This window comes from Marivita sp., from assembly GCF_022763305.1.
Lineage (GTDB): Bacteria > Pseudomonadota > Alphaproteobacteria > Rhodobacterales > Rhodobacteraceae > Marivita.
In genome coordinates this window covers 1-14,427 of record NZ_JALEGT010000062.1, presented here as the reverse complement: position 1 = coordinate 14,427, position 14,427 = coordinate 1, and the positions used below count along the sequence as shown (strand labels likewise).

Genomic DNA, 14,427 nt, shown 5'->3' with positions numbered 1-14,427 from the left:
CATGGAGACAGTCTTTCTCGTTTTTCTCGGAGCAAGCCTGATGCTGATCCTGGGCTTCCTGAAGACCCGATATTTCGGGTTCGTCGGGCAAGCTCCGCATGATTATGTGAACGCCCCCGGCGATGCGTTCGATCTGCGCACCCATCTGAATGGGGAAATCATTTGCGAAGGCGTGATCTATGGTCCGACGGGCCGTGTGACCTCGCGGTTTGTCGGGGATTTCGACGCAGTCTGGACCGGGAACACCGGCGTGATGAAAGAGCGGTTCGTCTACGACAGTGGCGACGAGGTGCTTCGCGAATGGAACCTGACGCTTGGCAATGACGGGCGCATCCGCGCAACCGCCGCGGACGTCGTGGGGGAAGGCCTGGGCGTGCAAAGCGGACCGACAGTGCAGTTGCGTTACAAATACAAGCTTCCAGACGCGCAGGGGGGGCATGTTCTGGATACCACGGACTGGATGTATCTGGCACCGAATGGAACCATCGTGAACCGCAGCCAGTTTCGGAAATACGGAATCAAGGTGGCTGAACTGGTGGCTACGATGCGCAGGAAGGAAGCAGCGTGAGAGAATGGGCGGGCAAAAGGTACTGGCTGGTTGGAGCAAGCGAAGGTCTGGGCGCCGCGCTGGCACACAAGATGAGCGCGGCCGGTGTACACCTTGTCCTGTCCGCCCGCAGCGAGGATAAACTGAACGAACTTGCAGCGCAGCTTCCCGGTAAATCCGATGTCGTCCCGGTCGATGTGTCCGACGCAGACTCGGTCAAGGCCGCTTCCGAGGCAGTGGGCGAAATCGATGGTGTCGTTCAGCTCGCGGGCGTCTACTGGCCCTTTGGGGCGAAGGCGTGGGATGCCGATCAGGCGACGATGATGGCGGACATCAACTTCACCGGTGCGATGCGATTGATGGGGGCGGTCGTTCCGAAATTCGTGGAACGCGACGCCGGGCATATCGTGCTGACCGGGTCGTTGTCCGGCTTCCGGGGCTTGCCCGGAGCGGCAGCCTATACGTCGTCAAAGGCGGGGGTGATGACATTGGCAGAGTCGCTCTATGCGGATCTGCACAAGACAAATGTGCGGGTGCAGTTGATCAACCCCGGATTCGTCAAGACACGCCTGACCGACAAGAACGATTTCAACATGCCCTTCATCATGGAGCCCGAGGACGCGGCGCGCGAATTCTTCGAGCACATGAATTCGGATGCGTTCAAACGCAGCTTTCCGACGCTGTTTTCATGGGTGTTCCGCGGCAGCCAGTTCTTGCCAGATTGGCTCTACTACCGGCTGTTTGCGTAAGATCAATGTGAAAGATTCGTTTCTCTTCCATGTTTGGACAGGCCACATGGGAGATTCGAGATGAACCATATCAGTGCAAACAAGGTTGCCGCCGTCATCGTGATGGCCCGCGAGTTGGATCGCGCCGAAGGTGAGATGCGCGCTTTCATCGACCGCATGGACGAAGAAGAACAGGCCGAGCTGGTGACCATCATGTGGATCGGGCGTGGCGCATTCGAGGTCGAAGACTGGGACGAAGCGTTCCAGACTGCGATCAACGAAGCAACAACACCGACTGCGGATTATCTGATCGGAACGCCGCATCTGGCCGATCACCTTGAGGCTGGGTTGGACGCGCTTGGGATTTCGGCCATCGACGAGGAAAACCAGTTGATGTGAGCGTCAGCGCAGGGCGCGTCCCTTGAGGATCGCGTCAGGTCCGAACCGTTCCCGGATCGCATCCGTGGCGCGTTCGGCCTTGGCGCGTTTGATGCCCTGTGGATCAAGCAGGTCGCCCGAAATGTCTGCCGCGTCAGCCGGGCCCAGATCGCTGATCCCGGCACCGAGGAGGCGATACGGCCCCTGATCGCCCACCTGGTCGAACAGGGCGCGGGCGGTGCGATAGATGCGGTCTGCGATCTGCGTCGGATCACTGAGCGATGTCCGCTTGGTGATCAGCGTGAAATTCGACCGCTTGAGTTTGAGCGTCACGACACGGCCTGCCAGCCCCTTGGCCTTGGCGCGGTCGGATACTTTTTCACACATGCGCCAGAGATGGCCATCCAGCAGGTCGGGATCGCTTGTGTCCTCGTGGAAAGTGGTCTCGTTCGAGATGGATTTCGTCGGACTGTGCGCAGAGACGCGGCGCTGGTCCTGTCCGCGTGCAAGATGGTAAAGACGGTGCCCCATGCTCCCGAAGCGATGCGTGAGATCGTCAAGTTCCCAGCGCAGGAGGTCGTCGAATGTGCGAATGCCTGCGCGGTCCAGCGCGTCTTGCGTCGCGGTGCCGACTCCCCAGATCAACCGGACGGGTTTTGGCCGCAGGAAGGCTTGCGTTTCTGCCTTGCCGATCACCGAAAACCCGCGCGGCTTGTCGAGGTCCGAGGCGATCTTTGCGAGAAACTTGTTGTGGCTGAGCCCGATGGAGCCGGTCAGGCGAAGTTCGTCCCGCATGCGTTTGACCAGCCGCGCGAGCATGACAGCCGGTGGGTGTCCGTGCAGCCGCGCCGTGCCGGACAAGTCGATGAACGCCTCGTCCAGAGACAGGGGTTCGATGGACGGTGTGAGTTCTTCCATCAACTGCCGGATGGCGCGGGAGGCTTCGACATAGGCCTCCATCCGGGGTTTCACGATCACGGCGTCCGGGCAGAGTTGCAGCGCCTTGAACATCGGCATGGCCGAGCGCACCCCCCGGATGCGGGCGACATAGCAGGCGGTCGAGACCACACCGCGCCGCCCGCCGCCGATGATCACGGGCTTGTCGGCCAGATCGGGGTTGTCGCGCTTTTCCACCGACGCGTAGAACGCGTCGCAATCCATATGTGCAATGCTGAGGTCATAGAGTTCGGGATGCTCAAGCACGCGGGGACTGCGGCACGCAGGGCAGCGCGCACCGGCATCGAATTCGGTCAGGCAATCGCGGCAGAGGGCTGGCATTGGGCGGGTATCCGGACAGGCGGTTTGACGATACACCCGGCTTTGGGTGGACGAAAGGTTGGATCATGCAGGCATTCGGCGGGGCGAAGCTTATCCTCTTTCTCGGGGATCGGATCGTCGTTCTGCGCCGCGACGACCGCCCCGACATTCCCTGGCCCGGTCGGCTCGACCTGCCGGGTGGCGGACGGGAGGGTGACGAAACCGCTGAGGCCTGTGTCCTGCGCGAGACGCTCGAAGAGGTGGGCCTTGCTCTGTGCCCGGAGGATCTGATCTGGCGCGGCCGTCACAAGCGTGGCGTCTTTTTCGCTGCGCATCTTCCTTGCGAGATGGAGCGCAGGATCGTGTTCGGATCAGAGGGACAGGGTTGGATGCTGATGGCGGCCGATCGCTATGTTGAACACCCCGAGGCGATCCCGCACTTTGCGCAGATGGTCCGGCGCTATCTCGATCAGCTGTTGTTGGGCTGAACCGCCTGAGGCGATTGCATTTCCGCCACGATCGCCTGAGCGGCGGCACGTGGGTCGGCGGCCTTCCAGACGGGGCGGCCGACCACGATGTGATCGACGCCGTTCTTGACCGCATTCGCCGGTGTCGCAACGCGTTTCTGATCCCCGAGATCGGAACCGGCCGGGCGCACGCCGGGGGTGACGATCAATCTGCCCGAGGCTTCGGGCAGCGCGCGGATCAGCGCAGCTTCGTTGGGAGAGGCGATGACGCCATCGGCCCCTGCGTCGAAAGCGCGACCGGCCCGTTCGACCACGAGATCGGCAACCGTGCCATCCTTGATCAGGGCACCGTCGAGGTCGCTGCGCTCGAGCGAGGTGAGGATTGTTACGGCAAGAATTTTGAGGTCCGAACCGGCCGCCCCTTCCTTCGCGGCGCGGACGACGTATGGGTCACCATGCACGGTCAGAAAATCCAGATCGTATTGTGCCAGCCCGCGCACGGCGGCTTCGACGGTTGCACCGATGTCGAAGAGCTTCATGTCTAGGAAGATGCGCTTGCCCTGTTCCTGCTTCAGCTCGTTGGCGAGGGCGAGACCGCCGCCTGTCAGCATGCCGAGACCGATCTTGTAGAAGGACACCGCATCACCCAGTGTTTCGGCCAATTGCAGTCCAGCAAGCGCGTTGGGGACGTCCAGCGCTACGATCAAGCGGTCATCGGCCATGGTGGTATTCCTTCCTGCAGACTGGCCCCGTCTTACAAGCGTGTGAGGACGCGTCAAGGAACATCCCCCCGCATCAGGCGTTCTTTGCGCAGACAGGAGAACAGCATGAACTCGAACACGGTAATCAACCGGCGCACTGGATTCGGGCGCCCTTTCGCGATCATCACCGCTGCGGTCGTCTTGGCCGGGCTGGTCATCTGGGTGTTTGACCCGGTCGGTCCAGCGCAGGGTAATCCTTATCTGGAAGATGCCGGCACCGGCAATTTCGAAACTCCTGACGTTCCTGATCGGGATTCAAACGGTCTGTGAGGCCAAGACGCTGATGTTTACTTGCCGATCACGGGCTCTTGAACGGCATGGCACGCGTCCCCATTTTCCTCATGAAGGCCCTGCCATGGGACGTGCCGATTGCGGGCGTTCCGGACCAAGGGGTGCTTAACGAAAGGAGAATGCCATGAACTTGGAGAAGTTCACGGAGCGGTCGCGCGGTTTCATTCAAGCGGCCCAGACGATTGCCATGCGGGAAAGCCATCAGCGGCTGGCGCCCGAACATATCCTCAAAGCCTTGATGGACGACGAACAGGGGTTGGCCTCCAACCTCATTCAACGTGCCGGCGGTGCGCCGCAGCGCGTTGTTCAGGCTTTGGATGGCAAGCTTGCCAAGATCCCCAAAGTGTCAGGTGATGCCGGACAAGTCTATCTGGACAGTGCAACGGGCAAGGTGCTCGATGAGGCGGAAAAGATCGCCAAAAAGGCGGGCGACAGCTTTGTCCCGGTCGAGCGGATTCTCATGGCGCTGGCCATGGTCAAAAGCCCGGCGCAGGAAGCATTGGAAGCAGGAGCGGTCAATGCGCAGGCGCTGAACTCTGCCATCAATGACATTCGCAAAGGCCGGACGGCTGACAGTGCCAGTGCGGAGGATCAGTACGAAGCGCTCAAGAAATTCACGCTCGACCTGACCGAACGTGCGCGCGAAGGCAAGATCGACCCGATCATCGGCCGGGACGACGAAATTCGCCGTGCCATGCAGGTACTGAGCCGCCGGACCAAGAACAACCCCGTTCTGATCGGTGAGCCGGGCGTGGGCAAGACCGCGATTGCCGAAGGTCTGGCACTGCGCATCGTCAATGGCGATGTGCCGGAATCCCTGCGCAACAAGCGGTTGTTGGCCTTGGACATGGGCGCGCTGATCGCCGGTGCGAAGTATCGCGGTGAGTTCGAGGAACGGCTTAAAGGCATCCTGTCCGAAGTGACGGCGGCTGCCGGTGAGATTATCCTTTTCATCGACGAGATGCACACGCTGGTGGGTGCGGGTAAGGCGGATGGTGCGATGGATGCGTCCAACCTGCTGAAACCTGCCCTTGCGCGTGGAGAGTTGCACTGCGTGGGTGCGACGACGCTCGACGAGTACCGTAAGCACGTGGAAAAGGACGCGGCACTTGCCCGCCGGTTCCAGCCTGTGATGGTGCAGGAGCCGACGGTCGAGGATACGATCAGCATTCTGCGCGGCATCAAGGAAAAGTACGAGTTGCACCATGGCGTGCGGATTTCGGACAGCGCCTTGGTGGCAGCGGCAACCCTGTCGCATCGCTATATCACCGACCGGTTCCTGCCGGACAAGGCCATCGACCTGATGGACGAAGCTGCGTCGCGTTTGCGGATGGAAGTGGACAGCAAGCCCGAGGAACTCGACGCGCTGGACCGCGATATCCTACAGAAGCAGATTGAGGTTGAGGCCCTGCGTCTTGAAGACGATCAGGCGTCGAAAGACCGTCTGGCCAAGTTGGAAAAGGATCTTGCCGATCTGCAGGAGCAGTCCGCCGAGATGACAGCCAAATGGCAGGCGGAGCGCGACAAGCTGGCGTCGGCACGGGATGTCAAAGAGCAACTCGACCGCGCGCGGGCCGAGCTGGAGATCGCCAAGCGGGAAGGCAACCTCGCCAAGGCCGGAGAGCTGTCCTATGGGGTGATCCCGCAGCTTGAAAAACAGTTGGCCGAGGCTGAAAGCAACGATGACGATGTCATGGTTGAAGAAGCCGTGCGCCCCGAGCAGATCGCGGGTGTGGTCGAACGCTGGACGGGTATACCGACCTCCAAGATGCTCGAAGGCGAGCGGGACAAGTTGTTGCGGATGGAAGAAGGTCTGCACAAGCGGGTCATCGGCCAGGATCAGGCTGTGCGTGCCATCGCCAACGCGGTGCGCCGTGCGCGGGCGGGCCTCAACGACGAGAATCGTCCTTTGGGCAGCTTCCTGTTCCTTGGGCCGACCGGCGTGGGTAAGACAGAACTGACCAAGGCCGTGGCCGAGTTTCTGTTCGACGACGACAACGCCATGGTGCGGATCGACATGTCGGAGTTCATGGAGAAACACGCCGTGTCCCGTCTGATCGGTGCGCCTCCGGGCTATGTCGGCTATGACGAAGGCGGTGTGTTGACCGAAGCCGTGCGGCGGCGGCCCTATCAGGTCGTGCTGTTCGACGAGGTCGAAAAGGCGCATCCGGACGTGTTCAACGTGCTCTTGCAGGTGCTGGATGATGGTGTGCTGACCGATGGTCAGGGCCGGACGGTGGACTTCAAACAGACGTTGATCGTGCTGACATCGAATCTTGGGTCGCAGGCGCTAAGCCAACTGCCGGAAGGCTCTGACTCGGGTCAGGCCAAGCGCGACGTGATGGACGCGGTGCGGGCGCATTTCCGCCCCGAGTTCCTGAACCGTCTGGACGAGACCGTGATCTTCGACCGCCTCAAGCGCGAGGATATGAACGGGATCGTGGACATTCAGATGGCACGTCTGCTCAAGCGGCTTGCCGCGCGCAAGATCGACCTGCAGCTGGACGATGCCGCGCGCAAATGGCTGGCGGAAGAGGGATACGATCCTGTTTTCGGGGCGCGTCCGCTCAAGCGGGTGATCCAGCGCGCTTTGCAGGACCCGTTGGCGGAAATGCTGCTTGCGGGGGACATCGCGGATGGCGATCTGGTGCCTGTGACGGCTGGGGCCGATGGTCTGATCATCGGGGACCGCGTTGCCGCATCGAACCGGCCGCGTCCGGATGATGCCGTGGTGCACTGAACGAACGGAAAGGCGGGGCGAAATCCCCGCCTTTTTTCATGCCGCACTCCTGTTATGGGTTTGTTCATCACCCCGGAATAAGCTGTGGACAGAGGTTAATGATCGTTTGCCAGACACAAGATGTTGGCTTACACATGAAAGCCAACACCATTGGAGGCATGGATGACAGCGGCGGACGATCTGCGGGGGTTCTTGGGCGACGACCGCTTTGGCTGTGTCATGGCGGATCCCCCGTGGCGGTTTCAGAACCGCACCGGCAAGGTCGCGCCCGAGCATAAGCGCCTGGCGCGCTATCCCACGATGGAATTGGACGAAATCTGCGCGCTGCCCGTGGCCGAGCATCTGGCAGACCGCGCGCATTGCTACCTATGGGTGCCCAATGCGCTGTTGCCCGAAGGGCTTCAGGTGCTGAATGCGTGGGGCTTTGAATACAAATCGAACATCATCTGGGAAAAGGTCCGCAAGGATGGCGGGCCGGATGGGCGCGGTGTCGGCTTCTACTTCCGCAACGTGACCGAGATTCTGCTGTTCGGTGTACGGGGCAAGGATGTGCGCACGCTGCCACCGGGCCGGTCGCAGGTGAATTACATGGAAGCGGAAGAGCCTGACGGTGATGTGCTCAAGACCCGCAAGCGCGAGCATTCGCGCAAACCGGATGAGCAGTACAAGATCATCGAAAGCTGTTCCTGGGGCCCGTATCTGGAACTGTTCGGGCGTGGCGTACGGGACGGCTGGACCGTCTGGGGCAATCAGGCGAGCGACGATTACAAGCCGACCTGGAAGACCTATAAACATAATTCGGGTGTCGCCGCGGAGTAAGGCGTTTCGATCAATCGAAACGCGATGATGCTTCGATGCATCATCACCCCGCACCGGGGTCAGTTCTGAATGATGGGCGCGGGCAAACCGATCAGCAGAAGAGGACAGGGGTTGCCCACACCTCTGTCGATGCGGTCCTTCAGCTTTTGCCAATGGGTTGTGGCGGCACCGAACTTGTCGCTGACGAAATGCTTGGCGAAGGCTTCGGCAAAGGGCGTCTGCTGGTCGATCAACCGCTGCACCGCGTCGCGCTGGCGCTTGGTGCGGTCCTTCATGCCGAAACTGTCGACCATCTCGGCCTCGTCAATGAACCCGTGTTTCTCGATGCAGCGCTGAATGATGCCGCGCATGTCATCCTGAAGGCTGGCCCCCCGTGTGATCAGAATACCGACCGAGATCGCGGATTGCGCGTGCAGGCGCTGGAAGTTTTCAAGATCGCGGTCAAAGAACGGGTCCTTGTTGTTCCACTCGATTTCAAGCGCGACCTTGCCCAACGAGGTGGTGCGGACATGGTCGATCTCGTGACTGTGAGCAACGGTTTCCCGGCCATCGACAATCATCCTGAAGTCGAAGCTGTGTTTGGGCCATTGCTGGGCATAGAGTCGACGGCGCAGGCGTTGAGTTGAAGGCGCTTCGCCACCGCCCGAGCCGATGAGCTCTTCGGCGGGGATGGTCAGGTCTCGCAGAGCGCACTCAAGTTCGCCTGCGATTTCGGGAAAATCGACCGACAGGATCGCGCCCGCATGGTTGCGGGTTTCGATGTCAAATCCAGCGCTGCGAAGGTGCTCGAACATGGCCGCAGAGTACGGCTTTCGGTCAATGCCTCAAGGGGCCATTTTCCGGCCGTCGGGCACGAAAAAGGGCGGCCAGAGACCGCCCTTTGTTGCGCATATGCGCGAAAGCCTCAGCTTTCCGGCAGGATCACCGTGTCGATCACGTGGATCACGCCGTTCGAGGTTTCGATGTCAGCGGTGGTCACGGATGCGTTTTCCACCATAACGCCATTGTCGAGGTCGATGGTCACGGAAGAGCCCTGAACGGTCTCGGCCTCCATGTCGTCCATAAGGTCGGTCGACATCACTTTGCCCGGAACCACGTGATAGGTGAGGATCGCCACCAGCTGATCCTTGTTTTCCGGCAGCAGCAGGTTCTCGACGGTGCCTTCCGGCAGAGCGGCGAAGGCTTCGTCGGTCGGTGCGAACACGGTGAACGGGCCTTCACCCTTCAGCGTGTCGACAAGGCCGGCTGCCTGAACCGCCGCGACGAGGGTTTCGAACGTGCCGGCTTCGACTGCGGTGTCGACGATGTCCTTGGAGTGACCTCCGGCGAAGGCGGTGCCTGCCAGCAGCGATGCGGCAGTTGTGAGGGCGATTGTTGTCTTGCGAAACATGTAAGTCGTCCTTTTTGTCATGCGTTGCGATGTGTCACGCACATCTGGACCTGAAACGCAGGGCAAACGGATTTGGATCTGCGGGGATCTCCGCCGATGGGACTTGACGAAATCGCGGCGCCGCCTAAGCCGCAAGACATTGCTTTTTCAACTGAAATTCTTGTGATCGGGCGTCAGCGTTCCGTCATCATTCGAGCCCGATCGCAGCTTTTGCGATGCCATCCAGAAGCGCTTCGATCGTCTTCATTGCGCCATCCGGAAAGGTGCGGAATCCGATCGTGGTGATGTCGGGTGTCTCGGGGCGGACCATGACAAAGATGTCGTAAGGGCAGAAGACGATGTTCATCGGCTCTGCCTCCATCACCTCTCGAGAGAGCTTAGCAGAACAGAAGCTGTAGACATCGGCGTGCAGGAAAAGTGTGATGTCCGACCCGACATCGCCTTTGGTGCGTTCCAGCATGTCGCCTGTATGGCTGACATGATCAATCACCAGCCCTGCATCGAGGATGGCGTTTTCCAGCCCGAAGGTCACATCGTCAAAGGATTGATCCGTGTCGTAGGTGACGAGGTCGGCCGCCGAGACCGAAGATGCCGCGATTGTCAGGAGCAGTTTAGCAAGCAGGCGTTTCATGGGGTCTCCTCATGTGGCAAGCCTTGTCATAGGCTGGGACCGTTGGGGCAGCTTAACCTGTTCCATGCTATAGATGCAATGAATTGAATGTGAGGGTGCCATGGGCGTCGCCATGTATGCGTTGAATTTCCTGGCGCTGCTGTTCGTCGGTGTGATCGGATTGGTCGTCTTGGCGGCTGTGATCCTGGGGATCATCGACCGGACGCAGACCAGTGATGCGATCCGGCGCAATTATCCGGTTCTGGGGCGGTTCCGGTCGTTGTTTTCGACTCTGGGAGAATTCTTCAGACAGTACTTCTTTGCGATGGATCGCGAAGAGCTTCCGTTCAATCGGGCGCAGCGGGAATGGGTGAAACGGTCCGCAGAAGGGCACGGCAACACCGTGGCTTTCGGCTCGACCCGCAATACCGGCATTGTCGGAACGCCAATCTTCGTGAATGCACCCTTCCCGCCAATCGACAATCAATTCGCCAAGTCTGAGCCAAAGGTGATCGGGCCGGGTGCGCGCATTCCCTACACCGCCGGATCGTTCTTCAACCTGTCCGGCATGAGCTATGGCGCGATTTCGAAACCTGCCGTTCGGGCCCTGAGCAAGGGTGCGAAGCGGGCAGGGATCTGGATGAACACCGGCGAAGGCGGGTTGTCACCCTATCACCTTGAAGGCGGGTGCGACATCGTCTTTCAGATCGGCACGGCCAAATATGGTGTGCGCGATGCCGAGGGTCGGCTGGACGAGGGCAAGCTGCGCGAGATTGCAGCACATGACACGGTGCGCATGTTCGAAATAAAGCTGAGCCAAGGTGCCAAGCCCGGAAAGGGTGGTATTCTTCCTGGCGAAAAGGTGACGCCGGAGATCGCGCAGGTTCGCGGCATCCCCGTGGGGCAGGACAGCATCTCGCCCAACCGTCATGAAGAGGTCGATGACTGGAACGATCTGCTCGACATGATTGCGCGCTTGCGGGAGATCACCGGCAAGCCGACCGGGATAAAGATGTGTATCGGGTCCGAAGACGGTGTGGCCGGATTGTTTGACGCCATCGTCGCACGGGGCGAGGCGTTGGCCCCGGATTTCATCACGCTGGATGGCGGCGAAGGCGGCACCGGCGCCGCGCCGATGCCTCTGATCGATCTCGTCGGCATGAGCATCCGAGAGGCGTTGCCCATAGTCGCCAACCTGCGCAACGCGCATGGGCTGCGCGACCGCATTCCCTTGGTGGCCAGCGGCAAGCTGGTGAATCCCGGTGATGTGGCCTGGGCGCTGGCAACCGGGGCGGATTTCGTCACCTCGGCGCGCGGGTTCATGTTTGCGCTGGGCTGCATCCAGGCGCTCAAGTGCAATCGCAACACCTGTCCCACCGGGATCACGACGCATAATCCGCGCTTCCAGTCCGGTCTGGTGGTCGAGGACAAGGAGTTGCGAGTCGCCGCCTATGCCAGAGAGATCATCAAAGAGGTGGAGACCATCGCCCATTCCGTCGGCGTCGCCGAACCGCGTCTGATGCGGCGCAGCCACGTGCGCGTGGTGCAACCGGATGGGCGCAGCATCCTGATGTCCGATCTCTGGCCGCAGACGGTGCAGGCATGACGCGGGGGTTCACGCCTCGCGCGCTGGGCGAGATCGCGATCCGGTGCCGCGACTACGAAGCAATGGTGGCGTTCTACGAATCCGTGTTGGGCCTCACGGTGCTCCCGGATGGGAGGCGACCCGGCCCACCGCAGAGAATCACGCTCTTTCATCTGGGCGAAAGCTTTGGCGGGCACACGGCGGTTCTTGCCCTCTTCGAAGAGCCCGGGTCATCCAGTGACATCCCAGAGGCCTCCGCGCTGCACCATCTTGCGCTGAGCCTGCCATGGGAGGAACAGGACGCCGCGAAGCTGTGGCTCGAAGAGCAGGGTCTGCCCGCCCGTTTCCAGGAGTTCGAGTGGGTTGGCTGGCGTGGTCTGTTCACGCGAGACCCCGATGGAAACACGGTTGAACTGGTGGCGGCCTCGCCCAACACGAGCGGATAATGTGGTCATGCCCACACCGGGGAGGTGACGCGGGGCAATTGACGCGACCGCGTGCATCTGGTCCAAGGCGCACAAAGCACATCTGATCGGGACTGCCTGCCATGACCAACTCCAAGCGCATCGTTCTTTCCAGCGATCACGCAGCCATTGACCTGCGTCAGGCTGTGGCCCGGCATATCGCGGTCCAAGGGTGGGACGTGGTCGACATCGGCCCTACGACAACGGAAAGCACGCATTACCCCAAGCATGGTCAGGCTGCAGCGGAGCGTGTGGCGTCTGGCGAGTGCAGTCTTGGCATTATCCTCTGCGGGACTGGACAGGGCATCATGATGGCGGCCAACAAGGTCAAAGGCATCCGCTGCGGGGTCTGCTCCGACACATTCTCGGCCCGCATGATCCGGCAGCACAACGATGCGAACATGCTCTCCCTCGGGGCGCGCGTCGTGGGTGAAGGCCTCGCGCTCGATATCGTGGATGCCTTCCTGACGGCGGAGTTCGAAGGCGGACGGCATGCCACGCGCGTCGACATGATCGAAGGCTGACGCCCGATCCGTCTTCGGAGCGTGATCAAACATTTCAAGATAGCCACGCACACGTGAGACATCTTGCTTTGGTGGTTTGAAGATCTGCCTCTATGTCTTGTGGGACAACGGACAAAGAGGACAGACATGGCGCATCGTTGGAAGAACACCCTCAGTGCAGAAGACGTCAGCCCCTACGCGGCCTTTCTGAACCGCCGCCAACTGATGGCGGGACTTGCTGCAGGTGGCATCGCCGGTGCGCTTCCGGCAGGGGCCCGTGCGCAGAAGGCGCTGGAACCGAACGCCTGGGAAGAGATCACCAACTACTGCAACTACTATGAGTTCGGCACCGGCAAGGAAGACCCCGCGCGGTACGCCAAGGCGCTGACGATTGATCCTTGGACCGTCCGCATTGACGGCCTTGTGGACAAGCCGGGCGATTACAGCTTTGCCGACATCCTGTCCCAGATGACCATCGAGGAGCGAGTCTACCGGTTCCGCTGCGTCGAGGCCTGGTCGATGGTGGTGCCATGGAACGGCTTCGAACTTGCCGATCTGCTCGATTGGGTCGGCGTGCAGTCGGGCGCGAAATATGTGGCCTTCGAAACCGTCCTGCGCCCGGACGAGATGCCCGGCGTTTCGAGCCGCGTTCTTGACTGGCCCTATGTCGAAGGCCTGCGTCTGGACGAGGCGATGCATCCTTTGACCATGATGGCCACCGGGATTTACGGACGCGACATTCCCAAACAGAATGGCGCGCCGATGCGTTTGGTGGTGCCATGGAAATACGGCTTCAAGTCGATCAAGTCAGTGGTGCGCATCTCGTTGGTCGAAGACGAACCGCCCGCAAGTTGGAACATCGCCAACCCGCGCGAATACGGCTTTTACAGCAACGTGAATCCCGAAGTGGATCATCCGCGCTGGTCACAGGCGACGGAACGCCGGATCGGAAGCGGCATCTTCGCCAAGCGCGAACCGACCCTGATGTTCAACGGATACGAAGACGAGGTGGCCGGTCTTTATGACGGCATGGACCTGCGGGAGTTCTTCTGACCGTGGTTGATGGGCTGAACACGACATTGCGGCGGCTCCCGCCTTGGACACTGTACGCTCTGGCGCCCATCCCCGTGGTGGTCCTGTTCTATCTCGGTCTGACCGGAGGGTTGGGCATCGACCCTGCCAAGCGGATCGAGCACGAACTGGGCCTCTGGAGCCTGTGGCTTCTGATTGCTGGTCTCGCCGTGACGCCACTGCGCCGGTGGGTCGGGATCAACCTGCTCCGGTTCCGTCGGGCCATCGGCGTGATCACCTTCTTCTACCTGACGGCTCATCTCCTGACGTGGCTGGTGCTCGATGTGCAGTTCCAGAATGTCTGGGCCGATATCATCAAGCGCTGGTATATCACTGTGGGGATGGCAGCCTTCATTCTGATGGTCCCGCTGGCGCTGACATCCAATGACCTGAGTCTCAGGCGCCTGGGTGCTGCGACGTGGCGCAAGCTGCACAAGCTCATTTACCCCGCAGCAATCCTGGGGGCTGTGCACTTCCTGTTGCTGGTGAAGGGGTTTCAATGGGAACCGATCCTGTACACGGCAGTGATCGTCGGCCTCCTCTGCACCCGGATTCGCGCTGATCGTCTGCCCGGTCTCCGGCTGTTTCGGCAAGCGTGACACGCAGGTCTTGCGTGCTCGCAACGGGGACTCACTAAATCTGGACAGTCCTTGTCTGCAATTGCGTGGGATCGCCTCCGCGGGAACAATTGTTGCGCCAAACACCTGTTTTCGCGGAAAAAAGAAACCCGAAGAAAAAGTGACGACAGCTGCATTTTTTCGCTTGCGGACTCGCCGGAGTAACCGTAGAACCCCCTTCACCGGCGGCGCTGAGGTG

General features: G+C 60.8%; 17 protein-coding genes. 12 read left to right on the top strand and 5 right to left on the bottom strand.

Annotated elements, in window-relative coordinates:
* The first annotated feature begins 1 nt into the window (after nt 1).
* Genes MRY75_RS12210 through MRY75_RS12200 form a run of 3 tightly spaced genes read left to right on the top strand, consistent with a single transcriptional unit; the run spans nt 2 to nt 1,674 of the window.
* Complete coding sequence (locus tag MRY75_RS12210) at nt 2-568, top strand: DUF3833 family protein (RefSeq protein WP_292308174.1); 567 nt, start codon at nt 2-4, stop codon at nt 566-568.
* Complete coding sequence (locus MRY75_RS12205; RefSeq protein ID WP_292308172.1) at nt 565-1,296, top strand: SDR family NAD(P)-dependent oxidoreductase; 732 nt, start codon at nt 565-567, stop codon at nt 1,294-1,296. Before MRY75_RS12210 ends, MRY75_RS12205 begins: the two co-directional genes overlap by 4 nt.
* 60 nt (nt 1,297-1,356) lie before the next feature.
* Nucleotides 1,357-1,674, top strand: a complete 318-nt coding sequence (locus MRY75_RS12200) for a DUF3775 domain-containing protein (protein ID WP_292308170.1) — start codon at nt 1,357-1,359, stop codon at nt 1,672-1,674.
* A gap of 3 nt (nt 1,675-1,677) precedes the next feature.
* On the opposite strand, the gene MRY75_RS12195 is transcribed toward MRY75_RS12200, so the two are convergent.
* A complete protein-coding gene (locus MRY75_RS12195; RefSeq protein ID WP_292308168.1) occupies nt 1,678-2,931 on the bottom strand; it encodes a DNA polymerase IV in 1,254 nt (417 codons plus the stop codon).
* 65 nt (nt 2,932-2,996) lie between these two features.
* Between MRY75_RS12195 and MRY75_RS12190 the strand changes: the two genes are divergently transcribed.
* Entirely contained in the window at nt 2,997-3,398 is a 402-nt protein-coding gene (locus MRY75_RS12190) for an NUDIX hydrolase (RefSeq protein ID WP_292308157.1), read from the top strand.
* Here MRY75_RS12190 and pyrF read toward each other — a convergent pair.
* Complete coding sequence (gene pyrF, locus MRY75_RS12185; RefSeq protein WP_292308156.1) at nt 3,380-4,099, bottom strand: orotidine-5'-phosphate decarboxylase; 720 nt, start codon at nt 4,097-4,099, stop codon at nt 3,380-3,382. The two genes, MRY75_RS12190 and pyrF, sit on opposite strands and share 19 nt — an antisense overlap.
* A gap of 105 nt (nt 4,100-4,204) precedes the next feature.
* Between pyrF and MRY75_RS12180 the strand changes: the two genes are divergently transcribed.
* The 3 genes from MRY75_RS12180 (at nt 4,205) to MRY75_RS12170 (ending at nt 7,988) form a co-directional block, all read left to right on the top strand.
* Nucleotides 4,205-4,408, top strand: a complete 204-nt coding sequence (locus tag MRY75_RS12180) for a hypothetical protein (RefSeq protein ID WP_292308154.1) — start codon at nt 4,205-4,207, stop codon at nt 4,406-4,408.
* A 145-nt stretch (nt 4,409-4,553) separates the two neighbouring features.
* Nucleotides 4,554-7,169: an ATP-dependent chaperone ClpB gene (gene clpB, locus MRY75_RS12175; protein WP_292308153.1), complete on the top strand. Its 2,616-nt coding sequence runs from the start codon at nt 4,554-4,556 to the stop codon at nt 7,167-7,169.
* Nucleotides 7,170-7,331: 162 nt separating this feature from the next.
* Nucleotides 7,332-7,988, top strand: a complete 657-nt coding sequence (locus MRY75_RS12170) for an MT-A70 family methyltransferase (protein WP_292308151.1) — start codon at nt 7,332-7,334, stop codon at nt 7,986-7,988.
* A gap of 59 nt (nt 7,989-8,047) precedes the next feature.
* On the opposite strand, the gene MRY75_RS12165 is transcribed toward MRY75_RS12170, so the two are convergent.
* From MRY75_RS12165 to MRY75_RS12155, 3 genes are all read right to left on the bottom strand, one after another.
* Entirely contained in the window at nt 8,048-8,782 is a 735-nt protein-coding gene (locus tag MRY75_RS12165; protein ID WP_292308150.1) for a BglII/BstYI family type II restriction endonuclease, read from the bottom strand.
* 110 nt (nt 8,783-8,892) lie between these two features.
* On the bottom strand, nt 8,893-9,378 hold the full coding sequence (locus MRY75_RS12160; protein ID WP_292308148.1) for a fasciclin domain-containing protein: 486 nt from the start codon (nt 9,376-9,378) through the stop codon (nt 8,893-8,895).
* A gap of 187 nt (nt 9,379-9,565) precedes the next feature.
* Nucleotides 9,566-10,009 (bottom strand): DUF302 domain-containing protein, encoded by a 444-nt coding sequence (locus MRY75_RS12155; protein WP_292308147.1) that lies wholly within the window; start codon nt 10,007-10,009, stop codon nt 9,566-9,568.
* 100 nt (nt 10,010-10,109) lie between these two features.
* Here MRY75_RS12155 and MRY75_RS12150 point away from each other — a divergent pair, with 100 nt between their 5' ends.
* The 5 genes from MRY75_RS12150 to msrQ all read left to right on the top strand — a co-directional run bounded on the left by MRY75_RS12150 (nt 10,110) and on the right by msrQ (nt 14,210).
* Nucleotides 10,110-11,594, top strand: a complete 1,485-nt coding sequence (locus MRY75_RS12150) for an FMN-binding glutamate synthase family protein (protein ID WP_292308145.1) — start codon at nt 10,110-10,112, stop codon at nt 11,592-11,594.
* Complete coding sequence (locus tag MRY75_RS12145; RefSeq protein WP_292308144.1) at nt 11,591-12,019, top strand: VOC family protein; 429 nt, start codon at nt 11,591-11,593, stop codon at nt 12,017-12,019. Before MRY75_RS12150 ends, MRY75_RS12145 begins: the two co-directional genes overlap by 4 nt.
* 101 nt (nt 12,020-12,120) lie before the next feature.
* On the top strand, nt 12,121-12,561 hold the full coding sequence (gene rpiB, locus MRY75_RS12140) for a ribose 5-phosphate isomerase B (RefSeq protein ID WP_292308142.1): 441 nt from the start codon (nt 12,121-12,123) through the stop codon (nt 12,559-12,561).
* A gap of 126 nt (nt 12,562-12,687) precedes the next feature.
* Nucleotides 12,688-13,593, top strand: a complete 906-nt coding sequence (gene msrP / locus MRY75_RS12135) for a protein-methionine-sulfoxide reductase catalytic subunit MsrP (protein ID WP_292308140.1) — start codon at nt 12,688-12,690, stop codon at nt 13,591-13,593.
* A gap of 2 nt (nt 13,594-13,595) precedes the next feature.
* Nucleotides 13,596-14,210, top strand: a complete 615-nt coding sequence (gene msrQ / locus MRY75_RS12130) for a protein-methionine-sulfoxide reductase heme-binding subunit MsrQ (RefSeq protein WP_292308138.1) — start codon at nt 13,596-13,598, stop codon at nt 14,208-14,210.
* The last annotated feature ends 217 nt before the right edge of the window (nt 14,211-14,427 follow it).